The 17164-nt window shown below is 69.6% G+C and carries 16 protein-coding genes; 4 read left to right on the top strand and 12 right to left on the bottom strand.

Annotation, left to right across the window (positions count from 1 at the left end):
- Positions 1–8: 8 nt before the first annotated feature.
- The 10 genes from CLV68_RS22080 to CLV68_RS22035 form a co-directional block, all read right to left on the bottom strand.
- On the bottom strand, positions 9–695 hold the full coding sequence (locus CLV68_RS22080) for a DUF8175 domain-containg protein (protein ID WP_121392793.1): 687 nt from the start codon (positions 693–695) through the stop codon (positions 9–11).
- Positions 696–710: 15 nt separating this feature from the next.
- Positions 711–1046, bottom strand: coding sequence for a hypothetical protein (locus tag CLV68_RS22075; RefSeq protein ID WP_246010039.1), 336 nt, complete (start codon positions 1044–1046; stop codon positions 711–713).
- A gap of 18 nt (positions 1047–1064) precedes the next feature.
- Positions 1065–1988, bottom strand: coding sequence for a MinD/ParA family ATP-binding protein (locus CLV68_RS22070; protein ID WP_147460109.1), 924 nt, complete (start codon positions 1986–1988; stop codon positions 1065–1067).
- Positions 1989–2206: 218 nt separating this feature from the next.
- The gene (locus CLV68_RS35730; protein ID WP_281274684.1) at positions 2207–3343 is read right to left on the bottom strand and encodes a C40 family peptidase; all 1137 of its coding nucleotides are present in this window, start codon (positions 3341–3343) and stop codon (positions 2207–2209) included.
- 3 nt (positions 3344–3346) lie between these two features.
- Positions 3347–4003, bottom strand: coding sequence for a hypothetical protein (locus CLV68_RS22060; RefSeq protein ID WP_121392791.1), 657 nt, complete (start codon positions 4001–4003; stop codon positions 3347–3349).
- Positions 4000–5244, bottom strand: a complete 1245-nt coding sequence (locus tag CLV68_RS22055; RefSeq protein WP_170224518.1) for an MFS transporter — start codon at positions 5242–5244, stop codon at positions 4000–4002. Before CLV68_RS22055 ends, CLV68_RS22060 begins: the two co-directional genes overlap by 4 nt.
- A gap of 38 nt (positions 5245–5282) precedes the next feature.
- A complete protein-coding gene (locus CLV68_RS22050; RefSeq protein ID WP_147460108.1) occupies positions 5283–5978 on the bottom strand; it encodes a hypothetical protein in 696 nt (231 codons plus the stop codon).
- 33 nt (positions 5979–6011) lie between these two features.
- Positions 6012–7100, bottom strand: a complete 1089-nt coding sequence (locus CLV68_RS22045) for a DUF3558 family protein (RefSeq protein ID WP_121392788.1) — start codon at positions 7098–7100, stop codon at positions 6012–6014.
- 387 nt (positions 7101–7487) lie between these two features.
- Entirely contained in the window at positions 7488–8189 is a 702-nt protein-coding gene (locus CLV68_RS22040) for a hypothetical protein (protein ID WP_121392787.1), read from the bottom strand.
- A gap of 71 nt (positions 8190–8260) precedes the next feature.
- On the bottom strand, positions 8261–9223 hold the full coding sequence (locus CLV68_RS22035; RefSeq protein WP_121392786.1) for a L,D-transpeptidase: 963 nt from the start codon (positions 9221–9223) through the stop codon (positions 8261–8263).
- A gap of 281 nt (positions 9224–9504) precedes the next feature.
- Between CLV68_RS22035 and CLV68_RS34150 the strand changes: the two genes are divergently transcribed.
- The gene (locus CLV68_RS34150; protein ID WP_170224517.1) at positions 9505–9648 is read left to right on the top strand and encodes a hypothetical protein; all 144 of its coding nucleotides are present in this window, start codon (positions 9505–9507) and stop codon (positions 9646–9648) included.
- 58 nt (positions 9649–9706) lie between these two features.
- On the opposite strand, the gene CLV68_RS22030 is transcribed toward CLV68_RS34150, so the two are convergent.
- Positions 9707–11656: a S53 family peptidase gene (locus CLV68_RS22030; protein ID WP_170224516.1), complete on the bottom strand. Its 1950-nt coding sequence runs from the start codon at positions 11654–11656 to the stop codon at positions 9707–9709.
- A 771-nt stretch (positions 11657–12427) separates the two neighbouring features.
- Positions 12428–13423 carry a hypothetical protein gene (locus CLV68_RS22025; RefSeq protein WP_147460107.1) on the bottom strand — a complete coding sequence of 332 codons (996 nt, stop codon included), beginning with the start codon at positions 13421–13423 and terminating at the stop codon, positions 12428–12430.
- 967 nt (positions 13424–14390) lie between these two features.
- Here CLV68_RS22025 and CLV68_RS22020 point away from each other — a divergent pair.
- The 3 genes from CLV68_RS22020 (at position 14391) to CLV68_RS22010 (ending at position 16591) form a co-directional block, all read left to right on the top strand.
- Positions 14391–14843 (top strand): hypothetical protein, encoded by a 453-nt coding sequence (locus CLV68_RS22020; protein ID WP_147460106.1) that lies wholly within the window; start codon positions 14391–14393, stop codon positions 14841–14843.
- The gene (locus CLV68_RS22015) at positions 14840–15934 is read left to right on the top strand and encodes a tyrosine-type recombinase/integrase (RefSeq protein WP_121392782.1); all 1095 of its coding nucleotides are present in this window, start codon (positions 14840–14842) and stop codon (positions 15932–15934) included. Before CLV68_RS22020 ends, CLV68_RS22015 begins: the two co-directional genes overlap by 4 nt.
- Positions 15935–16198: 264 nt before the next feature.
- Positions 16199–16591 carry a histone-like nucleoid-structuring protein Lsr2 gene (locus CLV68_RS22010; protein WP_121392781.1) on the top strand — a complete coding sequence of 131 codons (393 nt, stop codon included), beginning with the start codon at positions 16199–16201 and terminating at the stop codon, positions 16589–16591.
- Positions 16592–17164 lie beyond the last annotated feature (573 nt).

Here is a 17164-nt window from a genome sequence, read left to right as displayed (position 1 = left end):
GCCTGGGCTTACTCCACGTAGAAGGTGTAGAGCGCGGACTGCGTGGGCAGGGCGGGCGCGGACGCGCCGTTCTCGCCGGGCTCGGGCCCGCGTCGGGTCTTGATGGAGACGACCTTCCAGTCGTCCTCCCAGGCCAAGGTGATCGTCTGGGTCGTCCAGGTCTGGGCGGTCACGGTGCCACCGCCGATACCGGTGCCGATCCCCACTGAGGCGACCCAGACCTCGACCACGGCCTTGTCCTGGGTGAACTCCACGACCCTGCGGCTGGCGGGCAGCTTGGTGGTGCGGTCGTCGCCGTCGGTGTTGCGGCCTTGCGAGAGGGCGCCGCGTGCGGTCGCGTCGGCGGTGCGCGCGATCCAGGTGGCCTTGACGGTGGCCGGGTCGGCCAGCCCGTGTGCGGTGTTGACCTGGACCTGTACGCAGTTGACCGCCGCAGTGGCGGCACCGGCCTCGTCGCGGGTGTAGCCGGAGGGCACACCGCGGGTGATGACCCGCGGCCCGTGCGGCGCCCCGACATGACCGTCGACGCGCGACGCGGTGCTCTGCGGCGGGGCCGCCACGGGCGAGGCAGCGTCGTGTGGCAACACGAGCCAGCCGATCGCCAGACCGGCCAGGAGCGCGAGCGCCACCGCTCCGACCCACAGGGCTGTGCGAGGTCGGTTGCCGGGCGCGGCGTACTGGTTGCTGGTCGTCATGAGATCCCCCTCGGGCTAGAACAGTGCGACTACCGCACCGAAGATGATCCCCAACGCCGCGAGACCCAGGACCGCGTACCCTGAACGCTTGGCCGACTCGGTGTGCTCGTGCACCGATGCCTGATAGCCGCCCTTCTTGGCGTGCTGCAGCTCCAGCACCGCCCGGACAGCACCGAACGCGGCGACGACGAACGCCAGCCCCCACAAACCCGCCAGCAATTTCTGCCAGCCCTGGGTGAACTCGACCCCGAACACGGAGAAGTCGGGTGTGATCCCGTCGAAAGGGTTCTTGCCTCCGGCAGGCGGTTGGGCGAGCAGGTCCCCCAAAGTCGTGGTGATGTGGACGAACATGTTCCCCCTTGATACTGGTCATGGCCCCGCCTCCTCGGCCGCGGGTGTCCCGTGATCGGCGGACTGTTGCCGTGCCCGCCCGGATGGGTCCGGTGGTGGGCGCAGTGCCGTGATCTGGTCCGGGCGGCGGGCGGGCACCGCGGCCAGTCGGTCGGCGACCGCGGCGGCGGCGACGGTCCACGCGCGCCGCGATGCCTCGCTGATCCGCGCGAACGCGATCTGCCTGCCCCCAGCCAGCTGTGGGTCGGCGGGCACCTCGACGACGATGGCGGTGCGGGTGGCGAAGTAGGCGAGCATCTGGGCGCGCACCGGCGCCGGTGCGGGCGCGCTCGACGGGCTCACTACGGTCACTGCGCCCGCGACGAGATCGGGGCGGCGCCGCGCGAGCGCGTCGAGCATGAACGCCGCCGCCTGGACCACATCGGGTTCGAGTCGGATGGGCACCACGAGGTGCCCGGCCGCAGCGGCGGTCCATTGCCATGCTTCGGCGTAGAGGTTGGTGCCGGTCGCCGCGATCGCCAGCGGGAAGTACCGCGACAACACCGACCCGATCCGGCCCGCGTCGGCCGCGGCGATCTGCGCGGGCCGCGCGGGGTCGGTGTTGGCGGCCAGCACCTCGGCCCGCGAGGGCTGCGAACGCAGGTAATGGCCCAGATCTCCGGCGGTGCCGGTCGGCCCGATCAGCCGGTCGAACGCGTCGAGCAGGTGACCGACGTGGGTGTCCGGCACGCCGACCTCGGCGCGCAACCCCAGAGTGCCGTGGGATTCGCGGTTGTCCCAGGCGACCACCGCGCCGCCGCGCAGAGACGCGAAAGCGTGCGCCAACATCAGCGTGGTCGTGGTGACCCCTGCACCGCCCTCGAGACCGGCGACCATGACCAGACGGGGCCCGCCGAGCGGTTGCCGCGCGGCGGCCTCGGCCTGGCGGTGTCGGGCCTCCACGCGGCCGGGTTTGAGGGCGATCAGACCACCGGTGAACCGTCGCGTCCGTCCGCGCCATCCCCACCGAGCGGGTTCCCCGACGACGTGTTGCATCGGCAGCGCAGGGCCCACTATCGGGGCTTGCTTCGACGTCGCCGTGGGAAGGGGCGCGGTGGAGGTGGTCCGGGTGAGGTCCACCGGTGGTTCGGCCGTGTATCCGGATGCGTGCTCGCGCATGGTCACCGTCCTTCGGGAATGGGTCGGGCGCCGACGTCGCGGAAGTCACCGCTGCCCACCCGCACGGGCGAGACCTTGACGACGTCGCCGCTGCTGGGCGCTTCCAGCATCAGGTCCTGCCCCGCGACTTTCCCCAGGTAGAGGGCCACGTGGTGGGTTCCCCAGAACAGCAGGTCACCGGCCCGGGCCTGGGCGAAGGGGACCACGACCTCGGCGGTGGTCCGTTGCGCGCTGGAGGGCCGGACCAAGGTGACCCCGACCTGGGCGTAGCTGTAGAGGGTGAGCCCGGAGCAGTCGAACCCGACCTTGGTGTAGTCGCCATGCTCGTCGGCGACACCACCGTCCCGGGTGCCTTTGGTGGGGCCGTTGGCGTCGCCCCCGCCCCACGCGTAGGTGGTGCCCAGCCAGGACAGCCCGGCGGCGAGGGCAGCGGCGATGCGCGGGTGGGCGGTCACCACGACCCCGCTATAGCTGGACTGTGCCGGCAGGTCGACCTCGGTGCCGCGCACGGTGACCGGGACCCGGCCCTTGACCGATCGGTCCGTGCACCGCAGCCCACCATTACCGGAGCCGGTGAGCAGCGCGCCGGCGACCGCCTCGGCGAATGCCTGCCATCCTTGGTAGCGGTGGCCCTCGCCTGAGCGTTCGACTTCCTCGGCGAGTTCGTGGTTGGGGCGCGAGTCGGTCTCGTAACCGGGCACCCGTTTGGCCAGCACCGCGAAGAAGCCTCGAGCCGCCGGTTCGGGGTCGTGGCGGTCGTATCCGGCGTAGGCGTTGAACGGTCCCGGAGCGATCTGCTGGAATAGACCGAGCGCGTTGCCGTTTTCCGCGGCGGGGTTGAGCGTGGACTCCTGCATCGCTGCCTGCACCGCGATGATCACGCCGCGGCGGCTTATGGACAGTCCTTTGGCGACGCCGACGATCGCGCGCGCGGCGTCCATCTGGGACGGGGACAGAGTGACACCCGCGTAGTCGCGCGGCGCGGCTGGTTGGCGTGGTGCCGCGCCGGGCGCGGTGCAGGTCGGTGGCGGGGTCGGTCCGGCCTCGGCGTCACCGCCACCGAGCAGCAGAAGACCGCCGACGATCAGCGCGGCGACCACCAACGCGGCGCCTGTGAGGATGCGACCCAAGGGCTTCACGGCTCAGCCCGCCTCGACCCGGGTGCCGACCGACCAGCGCCCGTCCGGACCGCGCACCACGGCGCGGATGAGGGCCACAGGCTCGACCTGCAGCGCCTGTCCGGCGGCAAGCCGGGTACGAGAGGCGGTGAGCACCACGAACACCCGCTCCGGCGTGGCGGGTGCCTCCGGGCTGACCTCGGCGGTGAACCTGTCGCACCGCGCCGAGAGCCGCTGGCGCACCGTTTCCCGGTAGCCGGGCTCGGTGTCGCCGCGCGCCAGGTCCTCGACCACAGCCGGTTCGGTCGCGAAGACCGCGGCGCGTAGGACGTTGCCGTTTCGCGGTTCCCGGTAGTCCCCGGCGCACCACTGCGTCATCCACGCCCGCGCGACCGCGACCGGGTCGCGGAAGGTGGCGGGGGAAACATCTGCGGGCGGGGGCTCGGCGGGCACGGTGGACGGTGTCGGCAGCAGCAGCGAGGGAACGACCGGCGTCGCGGTGGGCACCTCCAACCCGGCGCTCGGCGCCTGCCCCGGCGTACGGGTCCGGCTCGAGGCCGCGGTGTCCGGCACCGTGTCCGTGACTAACCCGGGGTTCGAGCCAGGGGGGTGGGTGGTGCACGCGGCGACGAACGTGGTGAACACGACGACGAGGGAGAGCGCGAGTCGACGCGGGCTCATCGCAGCCGCCACCGCAGCAACGCGCCCTCGGGCACGAGAAGCTGTTGGGAGGGCAACAGATCCTCCCGCCACGGCCGGGCGGGAGGACCGGTCACGGCCAGCAGCAGGCACGCCGCGAGCGTGAATCCCGCCGCGACCGGACCAAGGAGGTCCGCCCCCGCCCACACCAGCACGCCGCCGCCGACCAGGGTGCCCAAGCCCATCCCGAGATAGATCGCCGACCCGGCCACGGCGAACAGCACCGCCGAGCGGTCCTCGTCGAGTTGCGCCAACCAGGCGTTGAGCGCTGGGTTTGCCGACCATCCGGCCATGCCCCACACCAGCATCGCCACCGGCCCACCGACCGAGGCGTCCACGGTGGCGGGGATGACCCACAGCAGCATCACCGCGGTGACCGCGGTGGTGGCGACCAGCGGTGCGCGGGGCCCGAACCTGTCGGCGGCACGTCCGGCGACCGCGTTGCCGAGCACCGCCCCGACACCGTAAGCGGCCAACAACACCACTAGCGGCGCACCACCCCCAGGGCGGCGGTCAACGAGCGCCGCGAGGTACGGGTAGACGATGAAGGTCGCCGTCCACGACAACAACCCGCCGCCGAGTACCGCGAGTACCCGGCGTTGCCCCGCGGCTGCTACCCGCTCGCGCAGCGACAGCACCGGGGGCGCGGGCACCGGCGGTGCGGCGACAGCCACCGCGGTCGCGGCGACCGCGCACAAGGTGGCCACCGAGGCGAGCACCGCGTGGTAGCCGATGACCCGCGCCGCAGCGGCGGCACTGGGCACGCCCACCAGCACGGCGGCGGCAACCCCGGTCAACGTCACGGCCATCGCCGTGGCCCGCCGCGGCGCCGGGGTTGACTGGGCGGCCATCCCGACCGCCACGGCGGTCGCCGAGGCGGCGCCGAGCGCGGTGAGCACCCGTGCGGCGGCCAGCACCCCGAACCCGGATGCCAGCGCAGCCGCGGCGTTGCCCAGCGCGGCGACCAGCAGCGAGGTGACCAGCAGCGTCCTGCGCTCCCAGCGACCGGTGGCCACCGCCAGCACCGGCCCGGCCAGCGCGCACGTGATCGCGAACAGGGTCACCAACTGCCCGAGCGTGGCGAGGTCGAGCGAGAGGTCGGCGCTCATCCACGGCAGCAGCCCGGCCACAGCGTGGCCACTGGTGCCCACTGCCAGCGTCGCCAACGCCAGCACGTAGACGCTGCTCGGCAGCGGTGCCCGCCGCGAGGCCGGTGCGGACACCAAGCGCAGAGGTCTACGGGTGGCAGCGCGGTGCGCGTTCATCGCGCCCTCGCGGTGATCGCGTTCATCAATGCCTCGACCACGACGCAGGGGTCGATCCCGAATCGGCCATCGGTCACCGCCGCGCCGCCCACCCCGTTACCGAGCCGGGCCATGCCGAGGCAGTTCTTACCGTCCTCGTTGGCGGGGACACGTCGCAGCAATCCTGCTTTGCCGTTCCAGGTTTTGGCCTCGACATCGGGTTTGCCCGTCGGGTCGGCGTCGAGTTTGTCGCCCGCGGCCCACACGATGCTGACCACGAACCGCCTGCCTGTCCGGCTGGTGCCGTCCGTACCGATGTGCGCCGTGGCGTGGTTGCTCCACACGCACCTGATGTCGAACGCGTCATCCTGTGCCACCTCGCCCAGGCGTGGGGTGTTCGGTGGCCCAGCGGGGTCGGGACGCACCTGGGCGGGGAAGTCATTCCAGGACAAGTCCTTGCACGGGTCGAACGGCGCGCCCAGTTCCTGGGCGGTCTTGGGTCTGTCGAGGTCGCCGAGCACGATCGAGCCCTCGGTGCGGTCACCGCGTCGCTCAGCGGCCTGCCGGTCTTTCCCCGAGCCGTCGGTGACCGCCGACCCGGCACGTCCGGACGCCGTGTTCCCCCCGGAGATGGTCGTGCACGCCGCGACACCCAGCGCCGCCGCAACGGCGACAAGAGCAGCTGCCGCTTGTCCTTGTCGGACTGTCCTCATGGTTGCCTCCCTGTGTCGTGATCTGAATGGGTGTCAGCGCAGCGCGGCCAACACGCCGTTGGCCGCGCGGACGGCAAGATCGCAATCCCCGGCGCGAACGGTGAGCACCTGATAGGACATGCGACCGTCTGTTCGGGACTGGTCGTCCTGAAGCGCCGCGCTCTCGTCGGCGATCACCGTGAGCGAGCATGTCGCTCCCTTGGCGCTGGGCAGCTCGCGTGCCACGCCCGGACGCCCGGCCACCTCGATGGCCCGGAAGTTCTGGTTCTTCGGGTTGACCAGTGGACGCGGGTCCGTCCCGACACCGACCTCGGTGTTCACCACACCGGCCGAACCGGCGGCCGCGCCCGGCTTTGCCGGCACCGCCGAGCAGCTGTACGGGGCGGAAGCACGTGTGCGCACCGGACCGCCGAGCGCGTCGGCGAGGGTGTCCAACCCGGCGCACGGGTCGAGGTCACCGGCGCGCAGGACCGGGCTGGTGACCTTGTCGGCGCGGGTCGCGGGGTTCTTCCAGTAGCGGGCGACCTCGGCCAGGTAGGCGGCGGCGATCTGGCAGGGCGGCTTCGGTGGCGCGTCCAGGTCGACCGCGCGCACGCGCAGCTCGATGCCGGTGTCGCTGCCGAAGGCCATCACGTGCCTGCAGGACTTGTCGGCGCCGGTCCCCGGGGGTTCGGGCACCCGGAAGAACCGGATGCCACCGATCCGTTCCTCAGCGGCCTGCTGCCTGCGTCCGTCGTCGAAGCCGATTCCGACGGTGGTGGTCAACGTCCACACCTGCGGTTGACCCGGTCCTGATTTCAGGTCCAGGTCGCACGCGGCCAGGCTGGTGGTGGGCATGATGCTGTCGGGCACCATCCCGGTAGCGGCCGCCGCCGCTCCCACCGAGTGCAGCGCGCACGGGTCGACCTTGCGCATCACCGCCTGCACGGGGTTGACCGACGCCGCGCCCGCCGTGCTCGGCCCCGCTGCCTCGGATGTCACGGTGGAGTCGACCGCTCGGAACGGTGTCCCTCCCGCCGCTGTGGCAGGTGCACCGGCCACGCCGGTGGAGCAGCCGGTCAAGGCCCACAGCATCCCCGCCGCGACGACCGCGCCGCGACGATGCTCTCTCGAACTGCGCATTTGTTGTCCCCCTTGGCTTGTGTGGTGGGGCCGGCACCGTCCTGGTTGGTGCCGGCCCCGTAAGCCGCGACCGATGCCCTCCCCGGCACCGTGTGGTCGCGACGTCTCATCCGCGAGCGGCCCGCGGGGTCATGGTCACCGGCCCTGCACCCGGGCCGGCGTGGTGTGGCACCGACTCGGGCGCGTCCTCATGTGGCGGGCCGTCAAGTCGGGTGACGAAGTACGGGCAGCGCGCACCGCGCCCAGCGCCCTCTCCAGCGACACCAGGCACCCGGTGAGCGCCTCGCTCCGGCGCCGGGCCACTCCCGCGCCGAGAGTCATGTCGCGGGAATCCGGGTCCGCGGTGGCCCGCCCCCGGGGAAGTGGGGCGGGCCACCGCCTCCCGGGTCAGCCGGTGACCGGGTGGTGCGCCTCCTGAATCACCGGCATCGGCGCGGGCCGCACCGGCTCCCGATCGGGCAGGCTCGTGCCTGCAGTGGTGGTCCCGCTCCTGGTTGGTCGGGTGCTGCCGGTGGGGTCCGGTGCGCCGCTCGGCTCGTCGGTGGGCGTGGCCGTCGGCTCGGACGGCTCGGTGGGTTCGGTGGTCGGGTGTGAGGTCGTGCTCAACGGCGGATCACCGCTGTCGTCGCAGGAGACAACCGCGACGGTGATGGTCTGAACCGGGGTGTCCCCGGCGCCGAGAATCTGGACGGTCGCGGCGGCACCACCTCCGGGCGGCAGCACTCGCAACTTGGAGTCCTCGATCGCGCCCAGGCCCTTGTAACTGGTCCTGCCGTTCTCGCAGGTCGCCGACGCGCTCCCGAGTGAGCGGCCGCCCACGGTCAGTCCGCCGACCACGGCCTGGGCGTATCCGGCGCGGGCCGTGACGGTGATGCCGGTGGCGCTCCATCCCATCCCGGACACCGCCCCGGACGCGGTCTTGACCTCACCTGTGGAGGACACCGACGGCTGCGCCGTCTTGCCCTCCACACCGGCCGCGGACACGCCGTAGGCGGTCGAGGCCGATCCCGCGGCGGCAGCGGGTGTACCGGTCAGGGTGATCGTCGCGACCCCGGCGGCGAGACCGCCGAGGGTGATCCCGGCCAGCATGAGCCGAGACGCGCGAGAAGCAGGAGTGGTGGCAACCACTGGTGTCCCCCTTGGACTGTTGTGAGAGGTGATCATTTGATCAACACCGGCGTTCCGAGCGGGACGCCGACGAGGATGCGAAGCGCATCGGGCGGAACCCGCACGCAGCCGTCGGAACTGGCCTCGCCATACACGGCAGCGCTGGGCCAGGTGTGCACCCCGATGGTCCCCGGACCGCCGCCGTAGATCTGGTGGGTGTCGGAGTGCGCTCCCAGCGGGAGCACGAACTCGCTGAAGGTCGATTCGGTGTCGCGCAACGCGGCGAGCAGGAACGTCCGCCCGGCCGGGGTCGGGCTGCCGGTCTTGCCCGTCCCGACCGGCCACTGCCCGACCCGGGCTCCGTCACGGGCAAGCGTCAAGGTGAACCCGGCCCGATCGACAGTGACCAGGAAGGGTGAGACGCGCAGCTGTATCGACCGGTCGATATGCAGCCAGGCGACTGACCCGTTCGGGCGCGACGGCAGTCCCACCAGCGCCCATCCGGGCCTCTGGTCGAACACCGGAAGCCAGGTGTCGCTCAGGCTCTGCCGCGGGGCCAGGCCGATCGGCTGGCCGGCGGGGACCGCTGCTACCGGTTCGCCGCCAGGTTCGGCGAACACCGCGACGGTGGTCGTCGGGTGCGCTACCAGTCCGCTGGGGACCTGATCGGGGGCCGGGTCACGGGATGCGTTCGCCGTCGTGCCGAAGGTCGTGGCGATGGGCAGCGCGGCGAGTTGATCGGCGCTGACCGGCCGTGGAGCGATCGTGGCCGAGTCCACCAAGGCCACCGCACCCGCCCGCGTCCGGGCCGGCGCGGACACGGAGGGGCGTTCCCGTGTCGTCGAGCTCAGGATCACGACCAGCCCGACAAGGACGGCGACGACAGCGACCAACGCGGCGATGACCGGCGGGCCGGGCCTGCGGCCGGCCCTATCCGCGGCAGGTGCCGAGTCGGGAGCGGCGGGCCGCGAGCCGGTAACCGCGTCATCCTGCCCGAGTCGATCTTCCTCATTCATGTCGCAGACCTCCTTTCTCTACTTGGTGGGGAAGCGCCGATGCCCTGCGCCGCTCGCCCTCGACAGCGGCGGCCAAGGCCATTCCCGGTCGCGGCGAACCGCCAGGCCGAGAATCGCTCGTCGGGCTGGCCGAGACATCCGGTCAGTCAAGGGGTGCCAGGGCGGTGACCCGATCACCTTGTCGCCTCGGCGGGTGTGGGCGCTGTCGCTACCGGAGTGGTGATGTCCGGTGTGGACGTAGCGGGAACCGCGGTACCCATGGGCGACGAGGAGCGAGTGGGGTGGTGATCGGTCAGCATGCCTATGGCTACGCTGACCGCCAGGGCGACGAGGCCCAACAGACGATGGAGAAGTGGCATCGATTGGCTTTCCGCTGCGATGGTGAGTGCCATGCCGCCCGCCCGCGCCCGCACGAGGTGGAGTGAGGCCGCGAGGGGCGACACAGCGCACCGAAGGAGTCCTGTGTGGACTAGATCGGTGGGTCTACTTGCCCAGGGCGGTGAGGAAACCGGCGGCCGGGGTGCCCACACCGGTCACCGCGTCCCAACCTGCGGAGCTCTGAAGCGACTGGGGGCGCGCATCGACCTCGACCAGGTAGGACCCGGCCTGCGCCGGGACGGTCACCTTGCCGTAGCCGACCATGTAGGGCGTCCACACACCCGCCTGAACAGGGCGGACATCGCTGATGCCGGTCTTGAGCCGGTAAAGCGCGGCGTTGAGGAACCCCATCCTCGCCACGCCCTGCGCCTGCTGGGCGTCGGCGACCAACCCGGCCACCAACGGCGCGGCGGCCGAGGTACCACCCGAGGCGAAGATCGCCCAGCCCTGCCCGGGCACCGTGTAGCCCACCCCGATCCCGGTATAGGCGTCGGCGAGCGCGGCGATGTCCGGGATCGCCCGCCGCCCCTGCGCGACCGCGTCCGGCACGACGCCCTTCTGGTAGTCCGGCTGGGCGAACAGCTGGCTGCGTCCCCCGCCCGCACCACCGGCGAAACGCCCGTCCGCGTCGGACTGCGCCACCCACCCTGCGCCGGACCGGGTGTAGCCGCCGGACTCCCACCCGGACTGGAACACCACCTGGTTGTCCGCGCCGACCGCGACCGACGTGCCACCCACGGCGGTCACCCAGGGGTGGGATGCGGGGAAGTCGGCTTCGACCCGGCCGAGAGACGAGCCGCCGGAGTTGTCCCCGGCGTCGCCGCTGGAGAACACGATGGCCTGCCCCTGAATAGCCGCCTGCAGCACGATCGAGTCCATCTGCTGCCGTGTCGCCGTGGGCACCGCGGACTCTCCCGTGTAACCCCACGAGTTGCTGATGACCGACGCCACGTTGTCCTGCACCGCACGGTTCACCGCGTCGAGCAGCGTGTAGCAACTGCTCGCCCCGTAGTAGACGATCCGCGCCGCCGGGGCCACCGTGTGCACCGCCTGCACGTCCAGCGCCTGCTCCCCGTACCACGCCTGCGGCGCACACGTGTTCTGGTCGGTGAAGGTCGGTGGGAGCACCGCCCTGTACTGCCCCGCGCCCAACCGAGGAGACCCGAAGGTGTCGGCAGCACGGTTGCTGTCGGCCTCCGTCCCAGCGTGGTTGTAGGCGCCCACGATCGCCACAGTCGTCCCGGCGCCGGTGTTGGCGCTGTTCAGACCATAGATGCCCCGTACCTGCCCGGTGTTGTAACCACAGATCGAGTTGGACTGCCGTCCGGCCGCGAACTTCTGCGGCACGGCCGCGTTGTTCGTCTCGGCCCAGTAACGCGCACACCCGAGCCCGTCTCCCGCCACACCCGAGGCGCTCCCAGGCCCACCACCGTGGGGCGTGCGCCGAACACGGTCGGGGGCGATCGTCAAACCCGAGTCGTCCAGGCCCACCACCGCGGCCACCGCACCACGCAGCGCCCGAGGCACGGAAACGGCGCGATCCGGCGCCACCAAGATGACGCTCTTGCCTCGGGCGGTGTGCCGGTAGGTCGACAGCGTCACCCGAAAAGCGTTCTGCAGCCGACCGACCGACCCCTCCACGTCGATGAAGTGCCTGTTCGCCGAGACACTGGTGACCTTCAATCCTTGCCCCCGCAGCCAGCCAGTGACACCGTCGACCGTGTCCTGCTCCGGGGCGAACCGGGCGGTGAACTGCGCCGCGGTCCAGAACCGGCCGTGCCGCGGGTCGCCCGGCCGCGACACCGCCGCGGCCAACTCCCGCGCGCCCCGCGGATCCTTCAACGCCACCGCCACCTGCACGCGACGGACCTGGCCGAGGTCAAGGGCACCGACGCGTGCCGAAGGGGTGGCCCACGCCGGGGCGGTCCCCTCGACGACGCTCACCTCCGAACCGCCCGCCGACGTCTGCGCGGACGCGGGCACCGCGCCCGCGATCCCGGCCAGCGCCACACACCCGACGAGTAACGCCGATGCGCGGGTTGGTCGTGCTGTCATGAAACCCCCAAACTCGTAGCTCTACTGAAAGTTCAGATCTGACCTCGCACGGCCGCCCATTTATCAATCAGTGATAGAAGCGGGAAACGCCCGAAGTATGGAGCGTTCGGGAGCGTCATTCATGCCGTCGCGGCCGTGTCGACCTGGCGTCGCCTGCGTTGTCTCGCTGGCCCGTTGAACAGGCTATCTGCCCGTCGATATCCACTGTGCAATGTCGTCGAGTGCAATGTCAACTGCTAGTTCCAGGTTCTTGCCTATTCCCGGGTTCGGGGGCATGTTCCTATTTCCGGGCATGGCTTCGCGCCCGGTCATCGGCGGAGAATCCGGGTCCAAGGAGCGATTATCGATAGTCGGGAACCGTCACTGATACTTCACTACGACGATCCTCTCGGTGACGAAGACCCGCACCCGCCCACGGCCGCTCTCGCCAGCGGTACGAAGCCGGTGAACGCCTGAGTTACCGCGCAGCCGGTCGGTCACCCGCGTCCTCGCCGTGACCGTCGCCAGCTGGACGGGCTCTGATGAACTGGAAGGATCAGCGGCCACGGAAATCCAACAACACACATCCGGCCGCGAAACCGACCCGGCCGCCTGGCCCCCCACCCGACCCGATCGGCGCGCTGATGCAGCGCAGGAAACGCCACTGGGTCGACGGTGCTGTCGCACCTCGGCAACGCCTGTTGAGGAGACGAGAGTGCTGACGGGCATGAGCAGCCACCGAGCTGAGCGAACACGCGTGAACCGACAGCCCACCACGACGTGCGAAGCGGTTCACCCGGCGGCCTCCGCGTCGTGCCGATCGACGTCCACCGCCCGGGAGGTCGGGCCAGGGTTCCCCGGATCGTCTCCGGTGGATCCATCGTCGACCGAGGCATCCGACCCCCGATCCTGCAAGGACGCAGGTTGCAATCGTGCCGCGTGTACGGTGTCCGCCGCGAACACGATCGAGTTCGGCTCGCGCATCCTCGATTCGAGACCGGTGAGTAACGGACGGGCACGGTCGGCCATGAAGCCCCGGCCCAGCAACCACACCTGCCGATGGTCGCCGTATCGGGCGGCATAGATCTCCCCTGTGCGCGGGATGTGCCCGAGAGTCCAGGTTCCGCCATGACCAGGCGGATCGGCGAACGGGTCGTCATCGCTGTCCCGGCGCCATTGCCTGCCATAGATATCCGCGGCCGCGCCCGCGAAACCCCAGTCGCTGCAAGCCCTGCGCGTGTCGACAGTCAAGAAGGAATCCTCATCCTCGAACACGACCACACCGGACGGCACCCCGTCGCCGCGCCGCCATCCGACGGCGGCTTCAGCCAGCAGGCCCGACGGCAGGTCCAAGTCGATGACGAACTGTCGCAGCGCCCTCTGCACACCGCGAGCTTCCTGCAAGAGCGCAACTGTGGCGGTGTGCCGCTGCAGCGCCGAGGTCAGATTCGCACGGGGGAGACGTCGTCGAACCGTCCTGAACAGACGTCGCGGCGCGGCCGAGTCCTCGACTTCGGCGCGCGCGACGACAACATCGCGGTCGGCGGTCCCGACCTTGTCGACCAGTTCTGCGATGACTCGCCGCAGGCATGCCTCCAATACCATTAAGTCCTTGGCGGGGTCCGCGGAGACACCGGCGCCACTGGGGTCGACCAGCCGAGCCCAGAGCGGTTCGGGCACCGGGTCGGCGCGATGGCCGACCCTGATCGTCGGCCCGTTCTCGGTGTATCGCCAGACCGGCGTGTGATGGTGCGACATACCTTCCTTCTCACTCACGGCTTTCGGCACACGCGAGCACCTGTGTTCGCGCCATGCCGTTACTCCATGTCAATGCAGGGGATGCGCCGCCTGGCGGCCGAGAACGCATGCACCCTGTGAGTGGACCAAGGCGTGGACTGGCGCGCTGATGTGGCGCGGGTGCATCACGGGCATACCCGCGCGCCAGCCCTCGCCTTCCGGATCGGCTCCATGTCGCTGACCATCTGGAGCTCAGGCGAAAGATCGACCTGTTCCCCTGCCCGGGCTGTCAGCTCGCCTACGGAGACGTCACGCGATCCGTGCTGGTCTCCGCGCCCAGGCGACGTGGCGACGGTGTCAACCACGTCAACACCTCGAGCAGGTCATGCGCTGCAACGCAGCCTCCGCATCGGCGAGCTTGTCCGTGGCAGTCACAGCTGCTACCGCGATGGTGTTCGTGCACATCCCCTTCCCCCGGCCGACCAACGCACACAGCTGCTTGCGTCCACCTCCACGCGATTCACGCGGGCTGACCATAACCGCGCCAAACGCCGGCGGTCTATCCGTAATTTCCCGAAATCTCCTACCTGTCGCTGATCTCCACTTGCGGCAACCTACTTAGAAGACATTGCTCCCTACTTAGACCGTCGGCGAGATACTTCCAAGAACCCCGTACCAACCGCCTGACCATCAACACGACGTGCCCCAGTCACGGCAAACTCGTGTCGCTGACCTGCGCAGACGGCTCCCGCTCATAGAAGGTACCCACCTGCTCGACGCAAGCACTGGTCAAGCGAGTACTAAGCCGTCACCGACTTGCGTTCCACGACTACGCAATTTTTGCGAATAGGCGCAAAGTTGATCGTGTGACAAGGTCGCCAAGAGAAAGAAGCCACCCTCAACCGAGGGCAACCCGACGACATATGCACCACGATCATTTGCGAGGAGTAGGGTGACCAGGAGACCGCGCCCACACCGGATGCCGCAACGCCAGGTTGAACAAGCCCAGGTGTCCGACATGCGCATCGTGCAGGCACTCACCCTGCCCGAGGTCCCCACCGCCAAGACACGCATACCACGAGTCGACCTAGGCGACCTGCGCGTCGCGTTGGGAACCGGGTCGCAGAGGTTCGCGATCTCGCTGATCGACCCCAGCGGACGGCTCGCCCAAAGTGCGCTGTTCCGCTACCTCGGCTGGGCTCCCGGCGAGCCGCTCAGCTCGCTACTCGGAGGATCGTGCGTCCAGTTCGTCCGCGATCAAGCAGGGCCCTTGTCGCTGGACCCCAGGATGCGCCTCCCGCTTCCCGCCACCACCCTGCGGCAGTGCCGTGTGGCCGCCGGCGACCGCGTGCTCATGATCGCCATCGCCGACTACAGCAGCCTGGTGGTCCATCCCATGGCGAATCTGGCCCACATGGTCCGTACCTTCCACGCCGACCTCGCCATCAGCCGGCGCAGCCGGACCCAATGAAGATCGAAGACGCAGCCGCCGCACGGCTCATACTCGAACGCCTCGGCGTAACTCCGCAAGACCTCATACAACAACGCGACCGCGCCACCACGCTGACCCTCAACGCCTTGGTACCTAGGGTGTCGGACGTCGTCCCCGATCCCACACGAAAGCTGCTCAATCCTTACTGGAACAAGGCGCTGAGAGCCTGGCCCGAGCGTGAAGCCCACACCATCACACCCGGAGACGTCCGGTGGTTCATCAACCACACCAGGGAGACTGCCCAAGTCAGGAAATCCTCGCGAGGCGGACACAGCGCCGCGGAACACGGCTACCACGCACTACGCTGCCTTTACCGATACGGCATCGCCGAACGCATCATTCACCCCTGGGACGATCCGACCAGCTCGATCGACAAGCCACTGCGACTTGCCTCACTGCGCCGCGCCCTCGATCCTGCCCTAGTCGACGACATCGTCGACGTCGCGGCCACGACCGGCCATGACCCCGAACTCGACTCACTCCTTATCCGTTTCCACCTCGAGACCGCTGCACGACGCGGCGGCGGGTTGGCCCTGCGGCTCCAGGACCTCGACACCGCACAGTCACTCGCGCTCCTGCGGGAGAAGGGCAACCGGAGCCGATGGCAACCCGTCTCGCCAACCCTCATGACAGCGCTCGTAGCCCACGCACGACGCCGAGGGGCCGAGCATGGGAACGACACGGTGTTGCGATACCTTAACGGTCGACCCGTCACCGGACGCCGCTATGACCACCTCTGGGCACGCCTCGGCGACTACATCGAACCCGTCAGAACCCAAGGCATCACGGCACACTGGCTTCGCCACACCACCCTCACCTGGGTCGAGCGAGCGTTCGGCTACGGCGTCGCCCGCGCCTATGCCGGACACGGTACCGCCTCGAACAACCGCTTCGGCATCACAGCAACATATGTCAAAGCTGACCTCTACGACGTCGCAACCGCCCTCGCCACGCTCACAAGAGAATCCCACCCTCTCGCAGCGACCCAGGCCCGAGCCTTGGGGCGAGTCGGCATGGCCACACCACCCGCAGCGCCAACCGGGCTCGATCCCGCATCGACCGTCGCCTGAGGATATCCAAGACCGCGGCCTCAACGCGACACACACAGGTACGGTATGACTGGCTTGGCTCGATCCCAATCTTGCTGCACGTGACAGATGTAGCCCAGAACGTCAGTAGAGCAAGCGTGTGCCGGGGGCGCTACCTAACCAGACGAGTAGCAGGCGTCAGCCAGCGGACGACAGTGCTCGCTTCTCGGCCGCGTGGCATGTCACAGATTGGCGTACCCCCTTGCTAGATTCAACCAAGTCCGCTTGAGCGCTGTGAGGTGTGGTGTGGCCCAGAAGACCATCATCCAGCTTGTCGATGACCTCGATAACCTGGCCAGTGAAGATGTCACCACTGTCGAATTCGGGCTCGACGGTGTGCGCTATGAGATCGATTTGAACGGTCGCAATGCGGAGCGTCTCCGCGAGCAGTTCGCTGGCTTCGTGTCCACCGCACGTCGAACCGGCGGGCGAGTGAAGCGAAGCTCCGCAACTTCTGCCAAGCCGACCAGCGAGGGGCGTGGCCGGGAACAGACTGCGGCGATCCGCGAGTGGGCTAGGCGGTGCGGCCACGACGTCTCTGATCGTGGCCGTATCCCGACCGCGATCATCGATGCCTTCGAGAAAGCTCACACCACAAAACCGACTCGCGCTGCTCGCCGTAGGGCTGCTGACGCCTAGGAGGACGAGCCAGTTCACCGGCAGGAATACCGACCTCGACCTCTACGAAGAAGACGGCTACACGGCCGTCATACGACGTGGCCGGTGGCCGACATGACAGACATGGCGGCCCTACCGGGCCACCGATCACCGACTCGTGTCCGGCCGCGCTCGACCCGCTGTAACCGGACCCGAGTGAACACACGGTCCGCTGATGGGGCATCCTCTCACCCCGCCGAGGTGACGTGCGTCCCAACCGGCTGCGATCTGTGGGTCCCGAGGGCGCCGTCGCGCCGTGGCCAAGCGTGCTCTGATCAGCCGCCCCGACCCATCGTCTATGGGCGTTGCGGCGCTGCACAGGCTATGAGGGTTGTCTCGAAACGGGTCCGCCGAGGCAGCGCACCCTCTCGACGCCTCCTCGAGTTCACCTGACCGTGGTCGGCGCGCTGGAACGTGGCGGTGTCCTCCAGTGAGCGGCGGCGCGAGGTCACGACCGGCGAGTGGCGCTGCGCCTAACCGGACGAACCGACTTCTCACCGCCCCGGGATCCGACCGCTCACCCACAGCACCCCCACGCCGGCGGGTGGGTGCGCG

The sequence above is a fragment of the Actinokineospora cianjurensis genome (assembly GCF_003663795.1).
GTDB classification, from domain to species: domain Bacteria; phylum Actinomycetota; class Actinomycetes; order Mycobacteriales; family Pseudonocardiaceae; genus Actinokineospora; species Actinokineospora terrae.
This window is presented reverse-complemented; position numbering and strand designations above follow the sequence as displayed.